The 24,223-nt window shown below is 34.5% G+C and carries 19 protein-coding genes and 1 riboswitch; of the genes, 17 read left to right on the top strand and 2 right to left on the bottom strand.

Translation table 11 applies throughout. The annotated features are described in order from the left end of the window. Positions 1-126: 126 nt before the first annotated feature. From E0W73_RS16005 to E0W73_RS15990, 4 genes are all read left to right on the top strand, one after another. A complete protein-coding gene (locus tag E0W73_RS16005; protein WP_135223047.1) occupies positions 127-1,020 on the top strand; it encodes a GLPGLI family protein in 894 nt (297 codons plus the stop codon). 26 nt (positions 1,021-1,046) lie between these two features. Continuing rightward, complete coding sequence (locus E0W73_RS16000; protein WP_135223046.1) at positions 1,047-3,743, top strand: carboxypeptidase-like regulatory domain-containing protein; 2,697 nt, start codon at positions 1,047-1,049, stop codon at positions 3,741-3,743. 92 nt (positions 3,744-3,835) lie between these two features. After that, positions 3,836-6,082, top strand: a complete 2,247-nt coding sequence (locus tag E0W73_RS15995; RefSeq protein ID WP_135223045.1) for a hypothetical protein — start codon at positions 3,836-3,838, stop codon at positions 6,080-6,082. 278 nt (positions 6,083-6,360) lie between these two features. Further along, positions 6,361-7,827, top strand: a complete 1,467-nt coding sequence (locus E0W73_RS15990) for a M28 family metallopeptidase (RefSeq protein WP_135223044.1) — start codon at positions 6,361-6,363, stop codon at positions 7,825-7,827. Positions 7,828-8,072: 245 nt separating this feature from the next. Here E0W73_RS15990 and metK read toward each other — a convergent pair whose 3' ends face one another. After that, entirely contained in the window at positions 8,073-9,323 is a 1,251-nt protein-coding gene (metK, locus tag E0W73_RS15985) for a methionine adenosyltransferase (RefSeq protein ID WP_135223043.1), read from the bottom strand. 745 nt (positions 9,324-10,068) lie between these two features. On the opposite strand from metK, the gene E0W73_RS15980 reads away from it, so the two are divergent. The 11 genes from E0W73_RS15980 (at position 10,069) to E0W73_RS15930 (ending at position 21,165) form a co-directional block, all read left to right on the top strand. Then, a complete protein-coding gene (locus tag E0W73_RS15980) occupies positions 10,069-10,254 on the top strand; it encodes a hypothetical protein (protein WP_135223042.1) in 186 nt (61 codons plus the stop codon). 83 nt (positions 10,255-10,337) lie between these two features. Continuing rightward, complete coding sequence (locus E0W73_RS15975) at positions 10,338-11,642, top strand: O-acetylhomoserine aminocarboxypropyltransferase/cysteine synthase family protein (RefSeq protein ID WP_135223041.1); 1,305 nt, start codon at positions 10,338-10,340, stop codon at positions 11,640-11,642. Between the two features lie 241 nt (positions 11,643-11,883). After that, entirely contained in the window at positions 11,884-12,972 is a 1,089-nt protein-coding gene (locus E0W73_RS15970) for a homoserine dehydrogenase family protein (RefSeq protein ID WP_135223040.1), read from the top strand. 626 nt (positions 12,973-13,598) lie between these two features. Further along, positions 13,599-13,799: a hypothetical protein gene (locus E0W73_RS15965; protein ID WP_135223039.1), complete on the top strand. Its 201-nt coding sequence runs from the start codon at positions 13,599-13,601 to the stop codon at positions 13,797-13,799. Positions 13,800-13,987: 188 nt separating this feature from the next. Then, a riboswitch (SAM riboswitch) is annotated at positions 13,988-14,095 on the top strand. Positions 14,096-14,170: 75 nt separating this feature from the next. After that, positions 14,171-15,154 carry an alpha/beta fold hydrolase gene (locus E0W73_RS15960; protein ID WP_135223038.1) on the top strand — a complete coding sequence of 328 codons (984 nt, stop codon included), beginning with the start codon at positions 14,171-14,173 and terminating at the stop codon, positions 15,152-15,154. 1 nt (position 15,155) lies between these two features. Then, entirely contained in the window at positions 15,156-17,570 is a 2,415-nt protein-coding gene (gene thrA, locus E0W73_RS15955; protein WP_135223037.1) for a bifunctional aspartate kinase/homoserine dehydrogenase I, read from the top strand. 66 nt (positions 17,571-17,636) lie between these two features. Continuing rightward, a complete protein-coding gene (locus tag E0W73_RS15950; protein WP_135223036.1) occupies positions 17,637-18,194 on the top strand; it encodes a hypothetical protein in 558 nt (185 codons plus the stop codon). A gap of 16 nt (positions 18,195-18,210) precedes the next feature. Then, positions 18,211-18,636, top strand: coding sequence for an OsmC family protein (locus tag E0W73_RS15945; RefSeq protein ID WP_129746168.1), 426 nt, complete (start codon positions 18,211-18,213; stop codon positions 18,634-18,636). Positions 18,637-18,757: 121 nt separating this feature from the next. Further along, on the top strand, positions 18,758-19,930 hold the full coding sequence (locus E0W73_RS15940; RefSeq protein ID WP_135223035.1) for a trans-sulfuration enzyme family protein: 1,173 nt from the start codon (positions 18,758-18,760) through the stop codon (positions 19,928-19,930). Between the two features lie 170 nt (positions 19,931-20,100). Continuing rightward, on the top strand, positions 20,101-20,607 hold the full coding sequence (locus tag E0W73_RS15935; protein ID WP_135223034.1) for an RDD family protein: 507 nt from the start codon (positions 20,101-20,103) through the stop codon (positions 20,605-20,607). A 147-nt stretch (positions 20,608-20,754) separates the two neighbouring features. Beyond that, entirely contained in the window at positions 20,755-21,165 is a 411-nt protein-coding gene (locus E0W73_RS15930) for an RrF2 family transcriptional regulator (protein ID WP_008466594.1), read from the top strand. A 96-nt stretch (positions 21,166-21,261) separates the two neighbouring features. Here E0W73_RS15930 and E0W73_RS15925 read toward each other — a convergent pair whose 3' ends face one another. Further along, positions 21,262-22,044 carry a sulfite exporter TauE/SafE family protein gene (locus E0W73_RS15925; protein ID WP_135223033.1) on the bottom strand — a complete coding sequence of 261 codons (783 nt, stop codon included), beginning with the start codon at positions 22,042-22,044 and terminating at the stop codon, positions 21,262-21,264. 308 nt (positions 22,045-22,352) lie between these two features. On the opposite strand from E0W73_RS15925, the gene E0W73_RS15920 reads away from it, so the two are divergent. After that, the gene (locus E0W73_RS15920; protein ID WP_135223032.1) at positions 22,353-23,063 is read left to right on the top strand and encodes a phosphoadenylyl-sulfate reductase; all 711 of its coding nucleotides are present in this window, start codon (positions 22,353-22,355) and stop codon (positions 23,061-23,063) included. Positions 23,064-23,296: 233 nt separating this feature from the next. Further along, entirely contained in the window at positions 23,297-24,196 is a 900-nt protein-coding gene (gene cysD / locus E0W73_RS15915; protein ID WP_008466601.1) for a sulfate adenylyltransferase subunit CysD, read from the top strand. Positions 24,197-24,223 lie beyond the last annotated feature (27 nt).

Raw genomic sequence — 24,223 nt, 5'->3', positions numbered from 1 at the left:
GTCTAACTTATAGGTAGTTTTGTCTATGTCTTCTGCCTATTGATATATTTAATTTTTACGATTGTAAAATTAATAATACATTTGAGTGTAGGTTTATTGGATTTACGAAAATTTAAAAACAGCAAAATGAAAAAAATATATTTTTTCCTGACTTTGATTGTTACAGGAATGCAAGTTCAGGCTCAGAAAGATTTTCAGGGAATGGCGGTTTATGAATCAAAAACACAAGCGCCGAAATTAGACGGAATTCGCACCAATCGTGACATAACCCCAGAAATGCAGAAAAACATGGAAGAGCGTATGAAAAAAATGCTCGAAAAAACATTTATTCTCAACTTCGATAAATCCTCTTCGATTTATAAAGAAGAAGAAAAATTGGATGCTCCTGGCCAACAGGGCGGAATGCGTATTATGATGAACTCATTTATGGGAGGTGGAGGCACATTTTACAAAGACGTAAAAACCAAAACCTATACCGTTGATAAAGAGTTTATGGGCAAAGAGTTTTTAGTTGTCGATTCTTTGCCAAAACTGAACTGGAAATTAGAACAGGAAACCAAACAGATTGGCGGTTATACTTGCTACAAAGCAACAGCTGTAAAAGAAGCAAGCAAGACCGATTTTAGAAATTTGAGACCTAAAAACGACGACAAAAAAGAGGATGCGAAGAAAACTTCTGGAGAAACCAAAACCAATTTTCAGGATAATTTTGAGATGCCAAAAGAAATTGTAATTACGGCTTGGTATTCGCCAGAAATCCCGATTAATCAAGGACCTGAAAATTATTGGGGACTTCCAGGTTTGATTTTGGAAGTAAATGACGGAAGAACCACTATTTTATGTTCTAAAATTGTTTTGAACGCTAAAGACAAAGCCGTGATTAAAGCGCCGACAAAAGGAAAAGTTATTTCTCAGAAAGATTATGATGAAACCGTAATCAAAAAAATGGAAGAGTTTAGAGAAATGAACCGAGGACGAGATGGCGGTCCAGGAGGTGGTCCTGTAATGATCAGACGTTAATTTCTAGCATTTCATCTCTTTTTTCCATGAAAAATATATTTGCTTTCGTTGTTTTTTTAATGACGAGTATGACTTTTGCCCAAAGTATCCGTTTTGACGGCTTTATTCAGGACGAACAAAAAAATCCGTTGGAAATGGCCAATATTATGGCAGTCAATAATGGTACAAAAACAATGGATTCGTACGGAATTACCAATGATAAGGGCAAATTTCAGCTCACTTTAAAACCGAATACCTCGTACACGATAAAAGTAAGTTACCTCGGAATGAAGTCTAAGGAAATTCTGGTTGCTACCAAAAGCGAAAACATGGTGCAGAATATTGTGCTCGACGGTACAGGAATAGAGCTGGAAGGTGTAGAAATTGTTCGCGAAATGCCTGTTTCCATAAAAGGAGATACTATAGTTTACAATGCAGATTCCTTTAAATCGGGTACCGAAAGAAAATTGGAAGATGTTCTTAAAAAACTTCCCGGAGTTGAGGTAAATGCTGATGGAGAAATTGAAGTGGAAGGAAAAAAAGTAAGCAAATTAATGGTGGAAGGCAAAGATTTTTTTGATGGAGATACCAAACTCGGCGTTAAAAATATCCCTGCAGATGCCATTGATAAAGTTCAAGTTTTAAGAAATTTTAATGAAATCAGCCAATTAAAAGGTCTAGAAAACGACCAAGAAAATGTGGCTATGAACATCAAATTAAAAGAAGGCAAGAAGAACTTCTGGTTCGGAGATGTAACCGCCGGAACCGGTGTTGCAGAGCTAGACAGTCGCTATATCATTAATCCCAAACTGTTTTATTACAGTCCGAAATACAGCATTAATCTCATCACAAATTTTAATAATATTGGCGAACTTCCTTTAACAGCACAGGATTATTTCAAATTTACGGGCGGATTTAAAAATCTGATGAAAAAGGGAGGCAGTAATTTTAATGTTTCCTCAAATGATTTAGGAATTTCGTTGTTGCGTAATAACCGCGCCAAAGAAATTGAAACCAAATTCGGAGCAACAAATTTTTCGTATTCTCCGACAAAAAAATGGACTTTAAGTGGTTTCGGAATACTTTCGACTTCAAAAACAGAATTGGAAACCAAATCACAGACTACGTATTTAGGTTCTGGAAATCAGGATAAACGTGATGAAAGTACAAATCAGAAGAATAATTTGGGACTTTTTAAATTAAGTTCAACCTATAAAACAAGTGATAAGTTTCAGTTTGATTATGATATCTTGACCAAATTGACAAAGCAAGAAGAATTTTCAGATCTGTTTAGAGAGCAAATTGTACAAAATGTATCAGTTTCGGAAAGTATTTTTACAACTAAAAAACAAAATCCGACTTCAATCAATCAGAATTTGAATTTGTATTATACACTAAGCACTAAAAATATTTTTGCTTTTGAAATACAGCATTTATATCAGGATGAAAATCCTTTTTATAACGCAAATTTGCGCACGCAACCTTTTGGTGATGATTTTTTGACAGGATATAATTCTGGGCAAAGTCGAAATGATTACAATCAGAACCGTTTTGTGAAAACCAATAAACTGGATGCTAAACTGGACTACTATTATATGGTAACGCCAAAAAGCAATATCAATATTACCTTAGGAAATACCTATTCGTATCAAAACTTCAATTCCCACATTTTTCAGATGTTAGATGACGGAACAAGAAATGATTTGACTGATTCCCAAAATAATAATGATGTAGATTATAGGTTTAATGATGCTTTTTTAGGTTTTCATTATAAAATTCTAACAGGAAAATTTACTTTAACTCCCGGTGTAAGTGTGCATACTTACCAAATGACAAACGGGCAGCTGGGGTCTGATTATTCTCAGAATTTTGTAAAAGTGCTGCCGGATTTCTTTGCTTTATATCAAATCAAAAAAGCAGAAACATTGACGTATAATTTCTCTTTAACGAATGATTTTACAGATATTAATCAACTAGCAGAAGGTTATGTTTTGTCTAATTATAGCAGTTTGTTTCGTGGAAATCGTTACCTAGAAAATGCAACATCGCAAGTGCATTCACTTCGTTATTTCAAATATAACATGTTTAATTTTGAAAATATTTTTGCCAATGCTACTTACACTCGAAAAGTTGATGCAATAAAAACCAAAGCCGATTTTGATGGAATCAACCAGACATCTGTTCCTTATAACTCCAATTTAGCCGATGAAACTTTTATCGGAATGGGAAGCTACGGACGTTCTTTCTTAAAAAATTATAAAGCATCTGCAACTGCAAGTATCAATTGGTCAAAATTCAATAATATTCAAAATGAAAAACTCTCCACAACAGAAAGTTTCGTTCAAAATTATACTGTAAAAGCATCTACAAATTATAAAAACCTGCCAAACATTGAGTTAGGATATAATTTTATGGTCAATAAGTACAGCGGTTCTACTTTTTACACAGACAAGCCTTTTGCACGCCTAGATTATTATTTCCTGAAGAGTTTTGCCTTTGTTTCGGAGTATGAATTTTATCATTATTACAACCGAAATAAATCGGTTGATAACGAATATGATTTTTTAAGTGCGAGTTTGATTTATCAGAAAAAAGACAGCAAATGGGAATACAAAGTTTCGGCTACAAACTTGCTAAACACAAGATATTTGAACGACGATAATTTTACACAGTTCTCTACAAGAGTATCGCAATATACCGTACAGCCTCGCTATATCATCTTTTCTATGAAATATAATTTATAGTAATTTATTTACACAGATTTCGTGATTTTCTGATTGATTTCGGTTTGAATGAAATATCTTTACAGCTGTTATTAATCACCAAAATTTTTGTTATGCGCAGTTTTGTATGGAGTTTTTTAATGCTCTTTTTGCTTGTATTCAGTTCTTTTTCGCAGACTATCGAAAAAGGAACTTATATTTCTACAGCTAAAGGACAGCAGGTTAAACTAAACTTATTAGAGAATAATAAATTTGAGCTTGTCTTTTTCTCGGGAGATTATGAAATAAAAGGCGATTCAATTTTGTTTGGCCGTAAAGAAAGCGGAGAGAGTGTTTTTAATCTTGAATTTAAAGAAGATAAAAAGGCAAAGAAAGTTAAGGTTACATTTTTAGATCCTGCTTATTATTCGCTTTACATAGGAACCCAAAACGGAAGTCAGGCAATTTCCTACCAAAAACTATCAGATATTCAGAATAAGGTCAATCCAAATTACGATCAGATAGATTTGGCTTTTGAGATTGATCGTGCCGACTTTTTATATCTTGTAAATGAGGGGTATTACGGAGAAAAAACCAGATTGTCTAAGTTTGCACTTCCTAAGGATGTTTCGGAAATCACGATTAGTTATGAGCCTTATTCGCTTGAAAGCTTAAATCTGACGGGAGTTTTTGATAAAACAACAAATCAGCTCAACATTTCTGAAAAGGCAGGAAGAAATCCGTTGGTTTTTATAAATGAAAAAGAGATAAAGACTGAAACAGTCTCGAAAGTGAAGGCGCTGGAAAATCAGATTTTAACAAGCTGGACCTATCCTGGCAAACCGGTAAATTTATTAACAGAAGATTTTGGAAATAGTCCAGTAATTGACAGTGCCGCCACTGCAGCTCCTGTTGTAGAAGCTTACCCATCAAATCAAATTGATTTTAAATTAAAGATTGAAAACAATTTAAAGAGTGCTCTGTCATCTACTAAAAATGCTGGAAATAAATATTTGGTTGTTTATGCCGATAGTAAGAATGCGTCTGCAAAAACAGATTTCGAAGCTTTTGTTAAGGATCAAGAAACGCAGACTGCTTATAATATGTATGATAAATACAATCCGATTTATGATATTTTTAATTATTATTTTGTAGGCAATGACGATAAAAAATGGCTTAAAGCCAATAAAATTGACAGCGAGCCACGTGTAGTTGTTTTAAATGGAGAAGGAGATATTCTGGCTGATGCAAAATCTACACTTTCAGAAAAGCAATATCAATTTAGTTATTATGGTGATTTTTACAGAAAACTCCAACGTACCGATGCTCTTGTTTCGTTAAATAAATTACTGAAAAGCAAAAAGGCTTCTGATGCAGACTTGATCAGGTTTTTTAATAAAGCTTCGGTTCTGGAAACTTCTTATGACTACGATTCTGAATACGCTGCAAGTGACGTTAATTCTAGAGAATTTGTAATGACCAAAACAACTTTAGACCAAAAAGAAGTTAATCTGGCTTGGAAAAAACTGATAGAAGCTCATCAAAAAGATACTAAGCCCAATATGTATTTGGTAGAAGCTATAGTGAAAGAAATTAAAAATCAAGGTTTTACAAAACAGCTTTTTAATGAAGACCGAATCTTAAACGATGCCGATTTTTTATCTATAGATTATCTGTTGAAACACGCAACGGTTATAGAAACAGAACGTCAGGCGTTTAATGTAAAAGAAGGCGAATTGCATTTGATAGGAAACATCTATTCTGAAATTTCTTCGGCTTTGCAGCAAAATCTATACTTGTCACAAGATGGCGTTTCGGGAGAAATCAACAAGGACAGAGTTATTGCTACTTATAAAAAAATTGCAGCTTCAGGAAATGGAAATTTTGATTCGTACCGAAACTATTTTGATTATATGAGTCAAATTGAAGACAAAGACGGTTCAAATACTTCCTTCTTAAAAGAATTCAGTACTTATTTTGACACGCAGCTCGCTTCAGAAAAAGAAAGTCCGATAGAAAGACTGGATGCCCTTTTTTCAAAATTAGATTCATCCTCCAGTTATTCTTATGATGGCTGGAACTCATTCAAAGAGTATAATTCTAATCTTTGCAATACTGCCGCTTGGTCGGTGGTGCTGAAACCTCAAAATGATATTTTCTTAAAAAGCGCCATAAGATGGTCTGAATATAGTTTGGTTGTAACCAAAAACAATCCATATTATTTGGATACTTTGGCGCAATTGTATTACAAAGACGGACAAAAAGAAAAAGCGTTAGAAACGCAAACTTTAGCTGTGAAATTCTTGAATATAGATGTTGATTTCCAAACGGCTGAAGATATTAGAAATACATTGGAAAAAATGAAAAACGGAACCTATTAAAATCCGCATTCATTAAAAAAGACCCGGCAGGATTCAAATTCTGCCGGGTTGTTTTTTTAATGTCGATTAGTATTGATGCGTTTTTTTCGTAGGAAACTTGAGTCGTGATTATTAGATGTGCGGACTAAAAAAATCATAAAACAAAAATTACCCCAATATTCATTCTTGAAAATTTCTGAACCAAAACGGGATTTTGATTTAAAATCGATGCTTTAACAATGAGTAAAGTGCATTTTTTTGCGAAAATTGTTTAAGTTTGAATACTAAAATTTAAACTTATGAAAAACAAATTGATCCTTGGTTTGCTTGTTTCGGGCAGTTTTGCTTTTGCTCAAGCAGTTAAAAAACCATTAGTTACGGCAATAACTGAAAAAGATCTTAGAACAGATATGTACCAAATGGCGGGCGACCACTTCAATGGACGTGAAGCCGGGACATTAGACGAATTAAAAGTTTCGATGTGGTTGGCCAATAAAGCCAAAGAAGCTGGAATGTCGCCGGCGGGTGATGATGGTACTTTCTTTCAGTTTTTTGATATGTACAGACATCAAGTTACCAACAACACTAAATTTAAAATCGGCCAGAAAGAGTACAAACTCTGGAAGGAGGTTTTGGTTGCCGAAACAACTAATACTTCAGTAAATGTTCCATTGCTTTATCTAGGGGCAGCAACAAAAGAAACTATTGAAAAAACAGATATTAAAGGAAAAGCGGTAGTGCTTTTGGCTTCAAAAGAAGGAATTTCAGATGATATTTCGCTTTTTGATAGACGTTATCCTGGCTTGGTGCGAAATAAATATTATGATTTATTAGTAAAAAAAGGAGCGGCAGCATTGATCATGGTTACCGATGAACTGGCCGAAAAAAGCTGGTCTCAGGTAGAGCCTCAAATGACAAGAGGGATTTACGGAATCGAAGGTTTTCGTGATAAGCTGACTGAAACAATGCCTGTTTTCTGGCTGCACAACGATCAGTTGGATTTCCTGAAAAGCACGAAAGAAAATTTAGTAGCACAGGTTTTTTCAGAAACTTATAAATATCCTTCCGTTAATATTGTAGGAACAATTGCAGGAACCGATCCTAAATTGAAAAATGAATATGTACTTTTCAGCGGGCACCAAGACCACGATGGAGTACGTCAAAAATACGGACAAGATTCTATTTACAATGGTGCCGACGACAATGCAAGTACGTGTGTGGCTATGTTGGCCATTGCGAGAGCTTACAAAAAACAGCCTGGCAAAAGAACAGCTTTATTTGTGTTTCATGGTTCAGAAGAACGCGGTTTGTTAGGTTCAAGATGGTATTCTGCCCACACAACGGTTCCTGAAAAAGATATTATTGCAGTTTTAAACGGCGATATGATTGGAAGAAATGATGTAAATCAGGCAGCATTGTTGGGATCTAGTTCTCCTCATGAAAATTCATCAGATTTAGTAGCGATTGCAAAAAGAGCCAATGATGAAGGCCCGAAATTTGAATTGGATAAACTTTGGGACAGACCAGAACATCCAGAATATTTTTACTTCCGTTCGGATCACCTTCCGTATGCGAGAAGAGGAATCCCGTCTGTTTTTTACACCAGTGTGCTTCACAGTCAATACCATACACCAATGGATGAATCTGAAAACATAGATTACGTTAAACTCCACAAAATGACAGAATGGATGTATCGCACAGGATGGATTTTATCTAATGACCCTAATCGTCCTAAAACATTGCCAAATGTGCAATTAGAAAGATAAAACTATTGGCGTTTAATTTTAGACGCAGATAAAAACAGATTTTTAAATATTCAATCAAATTTATACTAGATAAAGGCTTTCTAAGATTTTTAGAAAGCCTTTTTTGGGATAAAATAATCATAATAATGGTAAAAATAAACCCATAAAAAATCCGTTTCATCAGCGTTCAATAGGCATAGATTTTAAATAGAAAAAGCTGTCTAAAATAATAAACAGCCTTTTTTATATTTAGAATTTAGACTGAATTACAATCCAAATGCAGCTTTTACTTGGTCAACAAAATCAAGTTTTTCCCAAGTGAATAATTCAACCGTAACCGTTTTTTCGTTTCCGCCTGGAGCAGAGAAAGTTTTAGTTACTGTTTCTGGTTTACGTCCCATGTGTCCGTAAGCAGCAGTTTCACTATAAATAGGATTTCTTAATTTTAGTCTTTGCTCGATAAAGTAAGGGCGCATATCAAAGATAGCTTCTACTTTTTTAGCGATTTCGCCGTTAGTTAAGTTTACTTTAGAAGTTCCGTAAGTTTCAATGAAGATTCCCATTGGCTCAGCAACTCCAATTGCGTAAGAAACCTGAACTAAGATTTCGTCAGCCACACCAGCAGCAACTAAGTTTTTAGCGATATGACGTGTAGCATAAGCAGCACTTCTATCTACTTTACTTGGGTCTTTTCCAGAGAATGCACCACCACCGTGAGCACCTTTTCCGCCGTAAGTATCCACGATGATTTTTCTTCCAGTCAAACCAGTATCTCCGTGAGGTCCACCGATAACGAATTTTCCTGTTGGGTTGATATGGTAGTTGATTTTATCATTGAATAAATGAGCGTGTTCAGGGTTTTTAGCGATAATTCTTGGAATCAAGATTTCAACGATATCTTTTTTGATTTTAGCAAGCATTGCAGCCTCTTCATCAAAATCGTCGTGCTGTGTAGAGATTACGATAGCATCAATACGAGTTGGTTTATTATCGTCGCTGTATTCTAATGTTACTTGAGATTTAGCATCCGGACGTAAGTAAGTGATTTCTTTGTTTTCACGTCTTAAAATTGCTAATTCCTGTAATAGTTTATGAGATAAATCAAGAGCCAAAGGCATGTAGTTTGCTGTCTCGTTAGTGGCATAACCAAACATCATTCCTTGGTCGCCGGCACCTTGTTCTTCTGGCTTAGCTCTGTCAACACCTTGGTTGATGTCTGCAGACTGCTCGTGAATAGCTGAAAGAATTCCACAAGAATTCGCTTCAAACATGTATTCACTTTTAGTGTATCCAATTTTACGGATTACCTCACGTGCAATTTGCTGAACATCAAGATAAGTATTCGATTTTACTTCACCTGCTAAAATTACCTGACCAGTTGTAACTAAAGTTTCGCAAGCTACTTTTGAATCAGCGTCAAATGCCAAAAAGTTGTCAATTAATGCATCCGAAATTTGATCTGCAACTTTGTCTGGATGCCCTTCACTAACAGATTCTGACGTAAATAAATAAGCCATAATAATGATTAAAATTAAAATTAAGCGAGGAGAAAAATTGCAAAAAAGGCTAAAGGAGAGTTGCTGCTTTAGCATTTTTTAATACCGAAATTAAAACTTTCCAGTACTCATAACGAACCATTTCATTATGAAGAGGTTGCAATCAGTTCAAATTTTTCCTCTGTATTCGCGTGCAAAGGTATAAAACCATTTTGATTTGCAAATTAAAGTTCAACTTTTTTTATTTTTTATAGCAGAAATTTAACACTAGCATACTAATTTGATAGGATAATGGAAATTATTTTGGTTTTTGTTTGGTGGTTTCAAAAAAAGTTCTCAAATTTGCCAAACAAACGAATAAGAAAAATGAATCTAATTGCTAAAAATATGTGCTGTATGATGTCGGATTTATCCGCAGAGTGCACTATTGTTTAGTAATTAAATCTAAAAATAACAATAAGACCTCTGCCCAACAGCAGAGGTTTTTTTATACAATGAAAAATACAACCATATAAGTGATATAAGAAATATAAGTTGATTACAGTAAAATTAAATGAACTTATATCGCCTATAGGATTAAAAAAAAAAGAAAATGAAAAATTCGACAGTAAATAAAATGATGATGTGTTGTAAGATGCCAATGTGTATCCAAAGTTGCTGTTGCCAAAAGTGAAAGATCGAATCTTTGTTATAGTTTCAACTATAAGCCCTTTTGGTAAGCCATCCGAAAGGGCTTTTTTTATTTCATTACTTAAAAATTAAAATCATGAAAACACTAGATATAAATACAATCGCATTTCAATACTTATTAAGTAATAATTCTTTAAATAATAATGCTGAAGAATCAGCAGAAACAGTAAAATACAATCCGGAACAGCGTATTAAAACTCAAAAATCATTGCTCTTTCATTTGTATGATTTGGAAGAAGAAGCGGAGAGTCTTTTTGCTTAAATCAAAAATCAATTACAATCACAAAAATCAATTACAATAACAATATATAAACGTATTAACAATACCTAAAAAACTAAGAAATCATGAGCACACAAAAATTTTCAACAAACGCACTTCACGCAGGACACGATGTTACTAAAAACGCTGGAACAAGAGCAGTGCCTATTTATCAGACATCATCGTATGTTTTTAATAATGCCGATCATGCGGCCAATTTATTCGGACTAGCAGAGGCAGGATTTATTTATACTCGATTAAATAATCCGACAAACGACGTTTTAGAACAGCGTCTTGCAGCACTTGAAGGCGGCATCGGAGCCGTAGTGACAGCCTCTGGAGCATCGGCCATTTCGACTACATTATTAACGCTCCTGAAAGCCGGAGACCATATTGTGGCATCAAATAGTTTATATGGAGGAACTTATAATCTGCTGAAGGTGACCCTTCCTCGTTTAGGAATTACAACCACTTTTGTTGATCCTTCAAATCCAGAGAATTTTACTAAGGCGGCAAAAGAAAATACTAGAGCTTTCTTTGTTGAATCTTTAGGAAATCCAAAATTAGATGTTTTGGATCTAAAAGGCATTTCGGCACAGGCCAAAGCTTTCAAAGTACCCTTTATAGTAGATAATACAGTTGCGACACCTTATTTATTGAACCCGATTAAATATGGTGCCGATATTGTTATTCATTCCTTGACAAAATATATTTCCGGAAACGGTACGTCATTAGGAGGCGCCATTATTGACGCTGGAAATTTTGACTGGTCAAACGGAAAATTCCCTGAATTTACAGAGCCTTCAGCAGGTTATCATGGTTTAGTTTATCATGAAGCTCTTGGAAATGCCGCTTTTATTGCAAAAGTCCGAATTGAAGGACTGAGAGATTTTGGATCGGCTTTGAGTCCTTTTAATGCTTTTCAGATTATTCAAGGCTTAGAAACACTTCCTGTCCGAATCAAAAAACACAGCGAAAATGCTCAGGCTCTTGCCGAATGGCTTGAAAAACAAGATGAGGTAGTTTGGGTGAATTATCCAGGACTAAAATCCAGCAAATATTATGATTTGGCTCAGGAATATCTTCCGCAGGGTCAAAGCGGAATCATCACTTTTGGCTTAAAAGGAGGTTTTGACGCCGCTAAAAAAGTGGTAGACGAGACCAAATTATTTTCTTTGTTAGCCAATATCGGAGACACAAAATCACTAATCATCCATCCGGCTAGCACTACTCACCAGCAATTGACAGATGAAGAACAGATTGAAACAGGGGTTTCAAAAGATTTGATTCGCCTTTCTGTCGGAATTGAAGACATCGAAGATTTGATTGCTGATCTTGAAGCTGTATTTGCAAGTGTAACACAATCGCAATACAGCATCAATAAAAACTAGGTTTTTTTGTTTTTTGTTTGAAAGATTGCCTTTAGCTTTTTGCTAAAGGTAATTTTTTATAAAAAACATCAATATAAATTAAACCATATAAGTAATATAAGTTCATTTAAATATTTTTTGCGTTACAAAGCCAGACGCACCGCAGTGCGTCTAACTCTAGACCGAAGAACTGCTATGTACACGGCAATTAAATGAACTTATATTACTTATATGGTTGAAAAAAAATTAAAATTTAAAAATCATGTCAAAGCTTAAAATAAATATCATTCTTTTTGGAATTGGGAATATCGGAAGTACTTTGATTAATCAGATTATTGAAAGTCAGGACTTTTTTCTCAAGAGTAAAAACGTCGATTTTCATTTTCCAATAATAACCAATTCAACTGTCGCTTTTTTTGAGAAAGAAGGAGTGGGATATTCTTGGGAAACCAATTTTCTGCAATTGGCCGTTCCGTTTAAGGTGAAAGATATTGTAGAATTTGCCAAAGAAAACGAATTCGAAAATTTGATTGCAGTCGATGCTACAGCTAGCAATGAACTGATTTATCATTACAATACGCTGATTGAAAACGGATTTAATATTGTTGCGGTCAACAAAAACGCCAATACGCTTCCGATTGACTTGTACAAAGAAATTCGTGAGAATCTGAAAAAACACGACAAAGAGTTTTTGTACGAAACATCGGTCGATACCGGAATTCCGATTTTGCAGACCTTAAGAGATTTGTATTATGCTGGCGAAAAAATTACAAAAATCAGAGGCGTTTTTTCGGATAATTTGAGTTATGTCTTTAATAGGTTCTCTGCAGACGATGTTTCGTTTTCGTCTGTTTTAAAAGATGCAAGCTTGCTCGGATTGATGCGTTCGACTTTTAAAGAAGATTTGTCAGGAAACGACACGGCACGAAAACTTTTGATTCTGGCACGAGAAATAGGAAAAGATTTTGACCTTTCAGATGTCGAAATTCTTCCTTTTATAACAGAAAAGCATTTGGAGAAAAATGGCGTATTGAATAAAGAGGCTCTGGATAAGTCATTTAAGATTGCGAAAATTACACAGGCTGAAAATCATGTTTTGCGTTATGTAGGTGAATTTGATGCGGCCCAAAATTCGCTTTCCGCCAAGCTGGTTTCTGAACCAATAGATTCTGCAATAGGTAAACTAAACGGAGCAGATACTGTTTTTGAAATTTATACACAGTCTTATGCCGATATCCCGATTGTGATTCGAAGTGCGTCTCCATGTAAACAAGCAATTTCTAGAGGAATCATAACGGATATTCTGAAAATTGCCGAAAAAATAAAGAATAAAGAAGCCGTCTGGCTTTAAAAAGTGCAAATGTTTTTAAGATTGTTCTTTGACAGAGTGATACTAGATTGCTTGTGAAATGTCTGTTTTTGTAGGATTTATGCTTAAGTTTGCTGTTTTTTGAATTTTGTAAGATGTTTTATAACGACAAAAAACACTTTTTAACGATTTTTGTAATTAAATTCCTGAATTTTATTTGTTTAATAAAAAAAATATTTGCATATTTGTTATACCCAAAAACTACTAGAAATCAAATGAACTTAAAAGTCAACAAAATGTTTAGTGCCATTTCGGTTATTGCCGAGGCTGGAGTGTCTATTGCTTAAAAGAATTGTAAGAAACAAATTTTATATGCAAAGCCTCCCAAACAATTTTGAGAGGCTTTTTAAATTATTAGAAATGCAGAATTTTTTAAAAATAACAAAATATAAATCACAGATGAACAAATCCGTACAGGTGAACAAGATGTTTGCTGTCGCATCTATTTGCGCACCCGTCTGATGATACTAAAAGTATAAATGAGTTTAAAAGCTTAAGCCCTTTTGGTATCTGAAATTCCAAAAGGGTTTTTTTATTCCCACAACGGATTTAACAAAAAAATAAAACAGAAATAAAGATTATAAAACAACTACTAAAACTTAAATATCATGAGCACATTGAACTACTTAGCAAAAACGATTTCTAATTTGAAAAATAAAAGGACAAAAAGAAACAATCCGCCACCAACAGAAGAATTGGCACACCCAAGATTCGGCATGAACGGTACAGCAGAAAATGCTACCAAAAAAACTCCGAATTCTTTATTGTTTTTGATGTACTCAAAAGAAAATGAAACGCTTTTTATTTAAAATAGAAAGAGACATAAACTAGGGTAAAACCTGCTTAATTTTACTGGGCAAATTGTTCGGTAATTTTTTGCGTACAATAGTTTCTCATTGAATTATGTTTAAGAAATCGACTAATCAGTTTCGATAAAATTTGCTTGTTTAAGAAATTAGTAGTTAATTTGCACCGTTAAGTTCAAAAACGTATTGAAATGTTATAAAGAAAGGAGGAGGGATTAGACCCGATGAATCCTTAGCAACCCTTCGTTAATTCGAAGAAGGTGCTGCATTCTACCACGCCCAACGTGGAAAGATAACAACAAGAATTTTTCTAGTTTACTCTAGACTTTCTTTCTAATATTTCCACATACAAATCAAAAAAATAGATTTGAAAATTGGAAAATAGACCAAGTCCCATTATAATTCAAGATTTCATCACAGAAAGTGGTGCAGTTTTTCATTCACTGCCTCTAAATTTTACGCTCGCCGGACAGCCGCTGCACAGCGCACCAATTGTTTTGGTAAATCATGCACTAACTGGAAATGCAGAAGTGACTGGCGAAAATGGCTGGTGGAGCGATTTAATCGGTGAAGGAAAAACTATTGATACTGCTGTGTACACCATTCTGGCCTTTGATGTTCCTGGAAACGGAAGCACGTCTTTCATCGTAGAAAACCATCTAGATTTTAAAGCCAGAGATATAGCTCGAATATTTATCGAAGGCTTAAAAACATTAAATGTAGAAAAGCTTTTTGCGATTATCGGCGGCTCTGTTGGTGGTGGAATTGCATGGGAGATTTTAGCTTTAGCGCCAAACATCACAGAACATTTAATTCCGATTGCAAGCGACTGGAAATCTACAGACTGGCTTATTGCAAACTGTTTTCTTCAGGAGCAGATTCTTAATAATTCTTCTAAACCTATCGAAGATGCCAGAATTCATGCCATGTTGTGTTATCGTTCTCCAGAATCATTCAAAGAAAAATTTCAGAGAACCATAAATCAGGATCTTTTGATTTTTAATATCGAAAGCTGGTTGGCGCATCACGGAAAAAAACTGCAGAAAAGATACCAGCTTTCTTCTTATAAGCTCATGAATCAGCTTCTTAAAACAATCGATATTACCAGAAATACGCAGAATTTCGAAAATCTATTATCTAAATCCAAAGCTTCAATTCATATCATTGGAATCAACTCAGATTTGTTTTTTACAGCCAAAGAAAATGTTGAGACTTATGAAGAGTTGAAGAAGTTTAAAGACAATGTTTTTTACAGCGAAATTGATTCGGTGCACGGACATGACGCTTTTTTAATCGAGTACAAACAATTAGACTATTTACTTGCCGGTATTTTTAAGGCAGAAACCATAAAAAAATAAAATGAAAGTATTAAAATTTGGAGGTAAATCACTATCAAACGGAGAAGGACTTAACAAGGTTGTCTCAATTATTACAGATAAAGTAAATCAGGGCGAGCAGATTGCTGTTGTGGTTTCTGCACGCGGAAATGCTACAGACGAACTAGAATTTATCTTGAGCATCGCTGCAAAAAACGGCAGCTACAAAGAATTGCTTGAAAACTTTAAAAAGTATCAGATTTCAGATTATCCTCATGTAGATTTGTCAGAAGAGTTCAATGTTCTGGATAAGCTTTTTGAAGGCGTTAGCCTTATTGGAGATTACAGCAACAAAATTAAAGACCAGATTTTGTCTAAAGGAGAATTGCTTTCTGCCAAATTATTGACCGCTATTCTGAAAGAAAAAGGAATTCCGGCCAATTTTGTCGATACAAGACATTTGTTAAAGACAGACTCGAAATTTGGCGATGCTCAGCCTTTAGAGCAACTTTCGAAGAAAAACGTAATCAATTATTTTAAGGAACATAACGGGAAAACCGTAAATATCGTAACAGGTTTCATTGGTTCAAACAACAACAACGACACCACAACTTTAGGAAGAAACGGAAGTAATTATACCGCTTCTTTGATTGCAAACTATTTAAATGCTGAAGAATTACAAAACTTCACGCATGTTGACGGAATTTATACCGCAAATCCGGATTTGGTTGCAGATGCCAAAAAAATCGAATTTTTATCTTTTAATGAAGCAAACGAATTGGCCAATTTTGGAGCAACAATCCTTCATGCCAAAACGATTATTCCGTTACTAGAAAAAAATATTCCGCTTCGAATTTTAAATACATTCAACCACGAAAATAGAGGAACTTTAATTACTTCAGATTCCACAAAAGAAGGAATCAAAACGCTTTCTGTTTTAGAAAACGTTTCGCTTGTAAATCTTGAAGGACGCGGATTGCTCGGAAAAGCCGGAGTAGATGCCCGTATCTTTAAGGTTATGGGAGATAATAATATTTCGGTCAGTATTATTTCACAAGGTTCTTCAGAGAGAGGAATCGGGTTGGTTGTGGCTACAGAAAAAGCAACAACAGCTATGGTGGAATTGGAAAAAGAATTTGAAAATGATTTTTACTCGAAAGATGTAAACCAGATTACGGTTACCGATAATGTTTCGGTTATTTCGATTATTGGTCAGGATTTGAGCACTTTCCATAAACCTTACACGGCTTTAATCAAAAATAAAATTGTTCCGATTTTATTCAACAATACAGTTACGGGTAAAAACGTGAGTTTGGTGGTGAAAAAATCAGAACTAAATAGAGCGTTGAGTGTAATTCATGGTGAAATTTTCGGAGTTTCTAAAAAAATCAACATTGCGATTTTCGGTCACGGATTGGTTGGCGGTACTTTAATCAATCAGATTTTAGAATCTGCAGCCGCAATCGAGAAACGTAAAGGCGTAAAACTGAATGTTTTTGCTATAGCAAATTCTAAAAAAGTGCTTTTAAATAAAAACGGAGCAACAGCTGACTGGAAAAATGAAATTCAGAAAGAAGGAAGAGAATATACTATTAACGATGTTATTGCTTACGCAAATGAGCATCATTTAGAAAACTTAATTGCAATTGACAACACTGCAAGTGCGTCGTTTGTAGAAAATTATATTTCGCTTATAGAAAGCAGTTTCGATTTGATTTCTTCTAATAAAGTAGCCAATACATTAAGTTATGGTTTTTACAAAGAAATCAGAAGAGCTTTGGAGGAAAACCAAAAGAATTATTTATACGAAACCAATGTTGGAGCAGGATTACCGTTAATCGACACGATTAAATTATTGCACCTTTCAGGAGAAAATATCACAAAAATTAAAGGAGTTTTCTCTGGGACATTGAGTTATTTATTTAATAATTTCTCTGCAAAAGATGCGCCTTTCAGCGAAATCTTGCAGGAAGCAATTGACAATGGATATACAGAACCAGATCCGCGTGAAGATTTATGCGGAAATGACGTTGGTAGAAAATTATTGATTTTGGCAAGAGAATTGGATTTGCAGAACGAGTTTGAAGAAATAGCAATTCAGAATCTTATTCCAGAGCACTTACGTGAAGGAAATGTTGCCGATTTCTTGTCAAAGCTAAAAGAATTTGACCCAATTTACGAGAAAATAAAAGCAGAACAACAGCCAAATCACGTATTGAGATACATTGGTGAATTGTCTGGAGATTTGCAGAATGACAAAGGAAATTTGGAAGTAAAATTAGTTTCTGTTCCGTCAGATACAGCTTTAGGCGGGCTAAAAGGTTCTGATTCGTTCTTCGAAATTTACACAGAATCTTACGGAGACCGTCCGATCGTTATTCAAGGTGCTGGTGCAGGTTCTGCAGTAACGGCAAGAGGAGTTTTTGGAGATATTTTGAGATTGTCGGACAAAGGATAATTTTAAAAGCGCAACAAAAGAAAGAAAAATCTTAAATTCGCAGTTTGATTAAATAGTTTTAAAAGTATGAAAAAGATTTTTGTTTTATTGTTGGTTTCAAATAGTATCATTGCCCAGATTTCTAATGTTATCAGGAATAAAGACAGTTATACTCAGGATGTTTTTCCTTATAAAGGAATTAGAGCAATTCAGATTGACGAGGTAAGTTCTGTTGGAAATGAGGATAATGTTTTTATTTTTTCTAAGATTGAAAAAAATGCTGTTCCTGATAAAATGTATTTTCAAAGGTTCACAAAAGAGAATGGTAAATGGGTTTTAAAATCAATTTTAGAAGTAAATCATAACGGAATTATTTCGTCTTGGGGAAGCCGAAAAGCTTTTGGAGATTATAATAAAGACAAAAGTGTTGACGCTCTTTTTATTTACGGATTATATGATGCCGCTTTTAAACAACAATCAGTTCATTTGATTTTTACTCAAAAAGATAAGATATATACTATAGAATCTAGTGTTTCGGATAATTTTGGAACAGACAAATTCTCTGATAATTTTAAAGCATTGGATGAAGAATCTAAAAAACAGGTTTTAGAATATTGGAATAAATTAGATAAAAAAGACAAATAACTTAGGAATAAATACCATGAAAGTAACTTTAAACAGAGTAAATGACGCATTTCATTTTAAAGTAAAAAATGAACGCGGACACGTAGTTGACGTTGATAGCAGAGCCGAATTTGGCGGAAGCGATTTAGGTGCAAGTCCAATGGAATTGGTTTTAATGGGAGTTGCAGGATGCAGTGCTATTGATATGATTTCGATTTTAAAAAAACAGCGTCAGGAGATTACTTCTTTTAACGCTGAGGTCGAAGGAACACGCGTTCAGATTGAGGAAGCAAAACCTTTTAAAGAAATCGATGTGGTTTTCTACTTAGAAGGAGAAATCAATCCGGAAAAAGCCAAAAAGGCGGCGCAACTTTCTTTCGAGAAATATTGTTCAGTTGCCAAAACAGTAGAGCCGACAGCAACCATTAGCTATAAAGTTGTCTTGAATAACGAGGCTTTGTAAATTAGATAATTAGTCAATTAAGGAAATTAGAAAATTTCTTTAGATAGTTTGAATTTTAAGTTTAGTAATAACTTGAAACATTAAACCTGAAACTTCAAACAAAAAAACAAAAAACAACACAATGAATACAGAAGAATTTGGTTTTGAAACACAGGCCATTAGAACACAATTAGAAAGATCACAATATTTAGAGCATTCGGTGCCATTATACTTATCCTCAAGTTTTGTATTTGAAGATGCCGAAGACATGCGTGCTTCTTTTACAGAAGAAAAAGAAAGAAATATTTACAGCCGTTTCAGCAATCCGAATACTACAGAATTTGTAGATAAGATTTGTAAAATGGAAGGTGCTGAGTCTGGTTATGCTTTTGCAACCGGAATGGCGGCGGTTTATTCAACATTTGCGGCCTTATTAGATGCGGGAGATCATATCGTTTCTGCGAGCAGTGTTTTTGGCTCTACTCATGCTTTGTTTATGACGTATTTCCCGAAATGGAATATCGAAACTTCTTATTTTGAGATAAGCAAACCAGAAACAATCGAAAGTTTTATCAAACCAAATACTAAAATATTATACGCCGAATCTCCAACAAATCCAGGAGTAGATGTTATCGATTTAGAATTGCTGGGGAATATTGCTAAAAAACACAACTTGATTTTAATTATCGACAACTGTTTTGCAACGCCATATTTACAACAGCCAATTAAATTTGGAGCACATTTGGTAATTCATTCTGCAACAAAATTAATCGACGGACAAGGACGTGTTTTAGGCGGCGTAACGGTTGGAAAAGCAGATTTGATAAGACAGATTTATTTGTTTTCTAGAAATACAGGGCCTGCTTTAGCGCCATTTAATGCTTGGGTTCTTTCAAAAAGTTTAGAAACATTGGCAGTTCGTGTTGATAGACATTGTGAAAACGCTTTAAAAGTAGCGGAGTTTTTAGAAAGTCATCCAAACGTAAACAGCGTAAAATATCCGTTTTTGAAATCGCATCCGCAATATGAAATTGCAAAAAAACAGATGAAGGCAGGTGGAAACATTATTGCATTCGAAATTAAAGGCGGTATCGAAGCTGGAAGAAAATTCCTGAATTCAATTAAACTCTGCTCGCTATCAGCTAATATAGGAGATACCAGAACAATTGTAACGCATCCTGCATCTACAACGCACAGTAAGTTGTCTGAAGAAGATCAATTGGCTGTTGGAATCACACAAGGTTTGGTTCGTGTATCGGTAGGTTTGGAAACTGTAGAAGATGTTATAGCAGATTTGAAGCAAGCGCTTAATTAGATTTAGGTTTTATCTTTAGATTTCAATTACTTACTATAAAGAAACGATTTTTAACTGTAAATTTATTACTGTTAAAAATCGTTTTTTGTTTTGTTGTTTGTATAGGTAAAAAGTATATTTTTGTCACCAAACAACCTAAATAAATTACTAACCTTAAAATTATAACAAACATGAATAAATCTACTTATGTTTTAGACGAAAAACTATTGGTGTCGGGAGCAGTACGATTTGTAAACTACCTATTAGATAATATTTTTATCCTTATATTGGTATTTATTTTTGGCTTCGTCATGGCAATCATAGCAAGCCTTTTTGGTCTAAACGGATTATTAATCTGGCTTGATAATATTGGTGACTTAGAAGGAAGGCTGCTTTTCATTTTGATTGCAGTTACGTATTACACAATCACCGAAGGTCTTCTTGGGCGTTCTTTTGGCAAATTGATAACAGGGACGGTTGTCGTAGACGAAAATGGTGTAAAGCCATCTTTCGGGACAATATTTAAAAGAAGTCTTTGCAGGATAATTCCTTTTGACGCGCTTACTTTCTTGTCGAGTTCAAGCAGAGGCTGGCATGACTCGATTCCGGGGACTTATGTAGTCAATAAAAAAGCTTTGGATGAAGAAGTTAAAAATTTTTACGAATTCAATTTAATCGGAGAAACTGAAGTAATTTGATAGGATTAGTAGAATTTAACTTTTAATTCTGTCATTTTTCATTTAAAAAGCCTATTTTTGTTCTATAATAATTTGTGGTAGTTTGATTAAGGGAAATAATCCGAAATCCATCCGATAATTAAGGGAACTGCAATCTAAAATGTAAAAATGCTTTCAAAGAAAACGAAATACGGAATAAAAGCTTTAACCTATCTGGCCAGACGAGAAAATAATGAACCTGTACAAATTGCTGAAATCGCTAAAAGTGAACATATTTCAATCAAATTTCTGGAAAGTATTTTGTTATTGCTGAGAAATTCTGGTTTTCTTGGAGCCAAAAAAGGAAAAGGCGGTGGTTACTATTTGATAAAAGATCCAAAAGATATCAGTATGGCCAAGGTCTATCGAATTTTAGAAGGGCCAATTGCACTTCTTCCGTGTGCCAGTCATAATTTCTACGAAAGATGCGACGACTGTGATGATGAATCTACCTGTGCTGCAAGACGCTTAATGACAGAAGTGAGAGATAATACACTTAAGATATTAGAAAGCAATTCTTTAGCTGATATAGCATTTTAAAAAGAATAAACCATATAAGTTATATAAGTCCATTTAATTAAGTCTTTACGCAAAGTCTAAATGAACTTATATAACTTATATGGTAAAAAAAATATCTTAAAATATCAATTTATACCCTACCATAAAAAGCATTACGGCTATTGCGTTTCTAAGCAATTGATCAGGCACTTTACCACTCAATAAACTACCAATAAAAATTCCAGGTAACGATCCCAGTAATAATTGTCCCAGTAAAATTAAATCTAGATTTCCCATAGAAGCGTGTCCAACTCCCGCAACAAGCGTTAAAGGAACGGCATGTGCAATTTCGGTTCCAACCAAACGAGGTGTTGGCAAAAGCGGATAAAGGAAAAACAAAGTTACGGTTCCGAGCGCTCCAGCTCCAATAGAAGTTAAGGTAACCGTTGCTCCCAATAAAACGCCAATACCGATAGTCAACATATTTTGCGTAGTGCTTTCGCTGTGAAATTTATCTCCAGCGTGTTTTTGAGAAAAATTTAGAAGTTTCTTTTTAAATATAATGGCAATAGAAGTAAATAGTAAAGCCCATCCTAAACTGTATTTAATAACACGATTTATAGTTTCGATATCAGTTTTAATGCTGTTTAAGATCCATAGAGTCACCAATGCAGCAGGAACACTTCCTAATGTAAGCCATCCAGTAATTTTCCAGTTGATATTGCCCTTTTTGTTATGAACAAATATGCCTCCAGCTTTTGTAAATGCTGCGTAAAGCAAATCGGTTCCAACGGCTTTTGTTGGGGGGATTCCGAAATATAATAATATAGGAGTCATAAGCGAACCGCCACCGACACCCGTTAATCCAACTATAAACCCAACAACTAAACCTGCAATTACAAGACCTATTTGAAAATCCATAAAGTAAAATTTTTGCCAAAAATAGGAAGTAATTTATAATAATCCTATCGATTTGGTAGACTATTTGTTAAATAATTTGAATCGGCTATTTAAAATAATGTTTATCAGGAGATTACTAATTATGTCTTTTGTGATTTGTTGTCATTTTTTAATGCTAAATGTATGTTTTGTACTAATTGTTTGGATTTCAGCAGTTTTTTAAAGTAAAAAAATCCATAAATCGCTTTGTAATTTATAAATAAGTATTACTTTTGCATAGTAATCTACTAAGCCGATAGGGTAATAGATTTTAGAATAAAAAAAATAAAATGAGTTTATCAATAGTACAGACCTTATTAGAAAAAACAAAAGACTTCTCTTTGGAGGAAACTTTGCGTTTTTTGGCTAAGGAATATCCAAATCAGGTTACTTTTTCGACTTCTTTTGGTCAGGAAGATCAGGTGATTACTGATTTCATTGCAAAAAGTAATACAGATATTACCATTTTTACCTTAGATACAGGGAGATTATTTCAGGAAACGTATGATGTTTTTCATAAAACATTAAAAAAATACAAAAGACCAATCGAGGTTTATTTTCCGGAAGCAGCATCAGTAGAAAAACTGTTGCAGGAAAAGGGCCCAAACAGCTTTTACGATTCTGTTGAAAATAGAAAAGAATGCTGTTTTATTCGAAAAGTGGTTCCGTTGCGAAAAGCTTTAGCAGGAAATGCTGTTTGGATTACAGGATTAAGAGCCGAGCAATCAGAAAACAGACAAGATTTAAGTTTGTTTGAATATGACGGAAACTTCGAAATCATCAAATTTAATCCGTTACTAAAATGGACTTTAGAAGAAGTTGAAACGTATTTGTCTGAAAACAATGTTCCGCAAAATGCTTTACACAAACAAGGTTTCGTAAGCATTGGATGCGCACCATGTACGAGAGCAATTTTCCCTGGAGAAGACATCAGAGCCGGAAGATGGTGGTGGGAATCAAGCCATAAAGAGTGTGGGCTTCACAGTGCGAAAAAAGAGTAAAGAAGCAAGAGTAAAGAGAATATAGAATATAGATTTTCAGTTCCGAAGGAACGATTCATATTGTAGCGTCGGGTTTTAACCCGATGGAGAGGTGGATAAGAAACGAAAGGTTTTTATTCGAAAAAAATTAAATAGAATATAGAATAAAGAGTGGAGATTTTAGATTAGGCGAAAAACTTGAAACTTTAAACCTGAAACAAAATTTTCACAACAAAATATCAAACAAAAAAACAATGAGTTCAGTATTAAAAACAAACGCTTTAGAGAGTGAAGCGATATACATTTTCAGAGAAGTAATTTCACAGTTTGACAAACCGGTTTTACTTTTCTCAGGAGGAAAAGATTCTATTACGTTGGTGCGTTTAGCGCAAAAAGCATTTTTCCCTGCTAAGATTCCGTTTCCTCTTTTGCACGTTGATACGGGACACAATTTCCCTGAAACGATTGCTTTCAGAGATAAATTGGTAGAAGAATTAGGTTTAGAGTTAATCGTTCGCAATGTTCAGGATGCTATTGATGAAGGAAAAGTAGTGGAAGAAACTGGAAAATATTCTAGTAGAAACAGCTTGCAAACAACAACACTTTTAGATGCCATTGAAGAATTTAAGTTTGATGCTTGTATTGGTGGTGCGCGTCGTGATGAAGAAAAAGCAAGAGCAAAAGAACGTATTTTCTCTGTTCGTGATGATTTCGGACAATGGGACGAAAAAAATCAAAGACCTGAGTTGTTTGATATTTTGAATGGAAAAATTGAAAATGGTCAAAACGTTCGTGTTTTCCCAATTTCAAACTGGACAGAATTAGATGTTTGGAGTTATATCGAAAAAGAAAAAATCGAGATTCCGTCAATCTATTTCTCACATAAAAGAAAAGTTTTTTTGAGAGACGGTTTAATCTGGTCGCATTCTCCTTTTGTGTACCAAGAAGAAGACGAACAAATCGAAGAAAGAATTGTTCGCTTCAGAACCGTTGGAGATATGAGCTGTACAGCGGCAGTTGAATCTTACGCAGCAACCATCGAAGAAGTGGTGGGTGAAATCAGGTCATCAACCATTTCTGAAAGAGGAGCCAGAATCGATGATAAACGTTCTGAAGCGGCGATGGAGAAAAGAAAACAACAGGGATACTTTTAGCCCCCTAACCCCCTAAGGGGGGAATTA

It is taken from the genome of Flavobacterium foetidum (assembly GCF_004634245.1).
In the GTDB taxonomy this organism is placed as follows: domain Bacteria; phylum Bacteroidota; class Bacteroidia; order Flavobacteriales; family Flavobacteriaceae; genus Flavobacterium; species Flavobacterium foetidum.
Note: the sequence above shows the minus strand (reverse complement) of the source record. Positions and strands in the feature narration are given on the sequence as shown.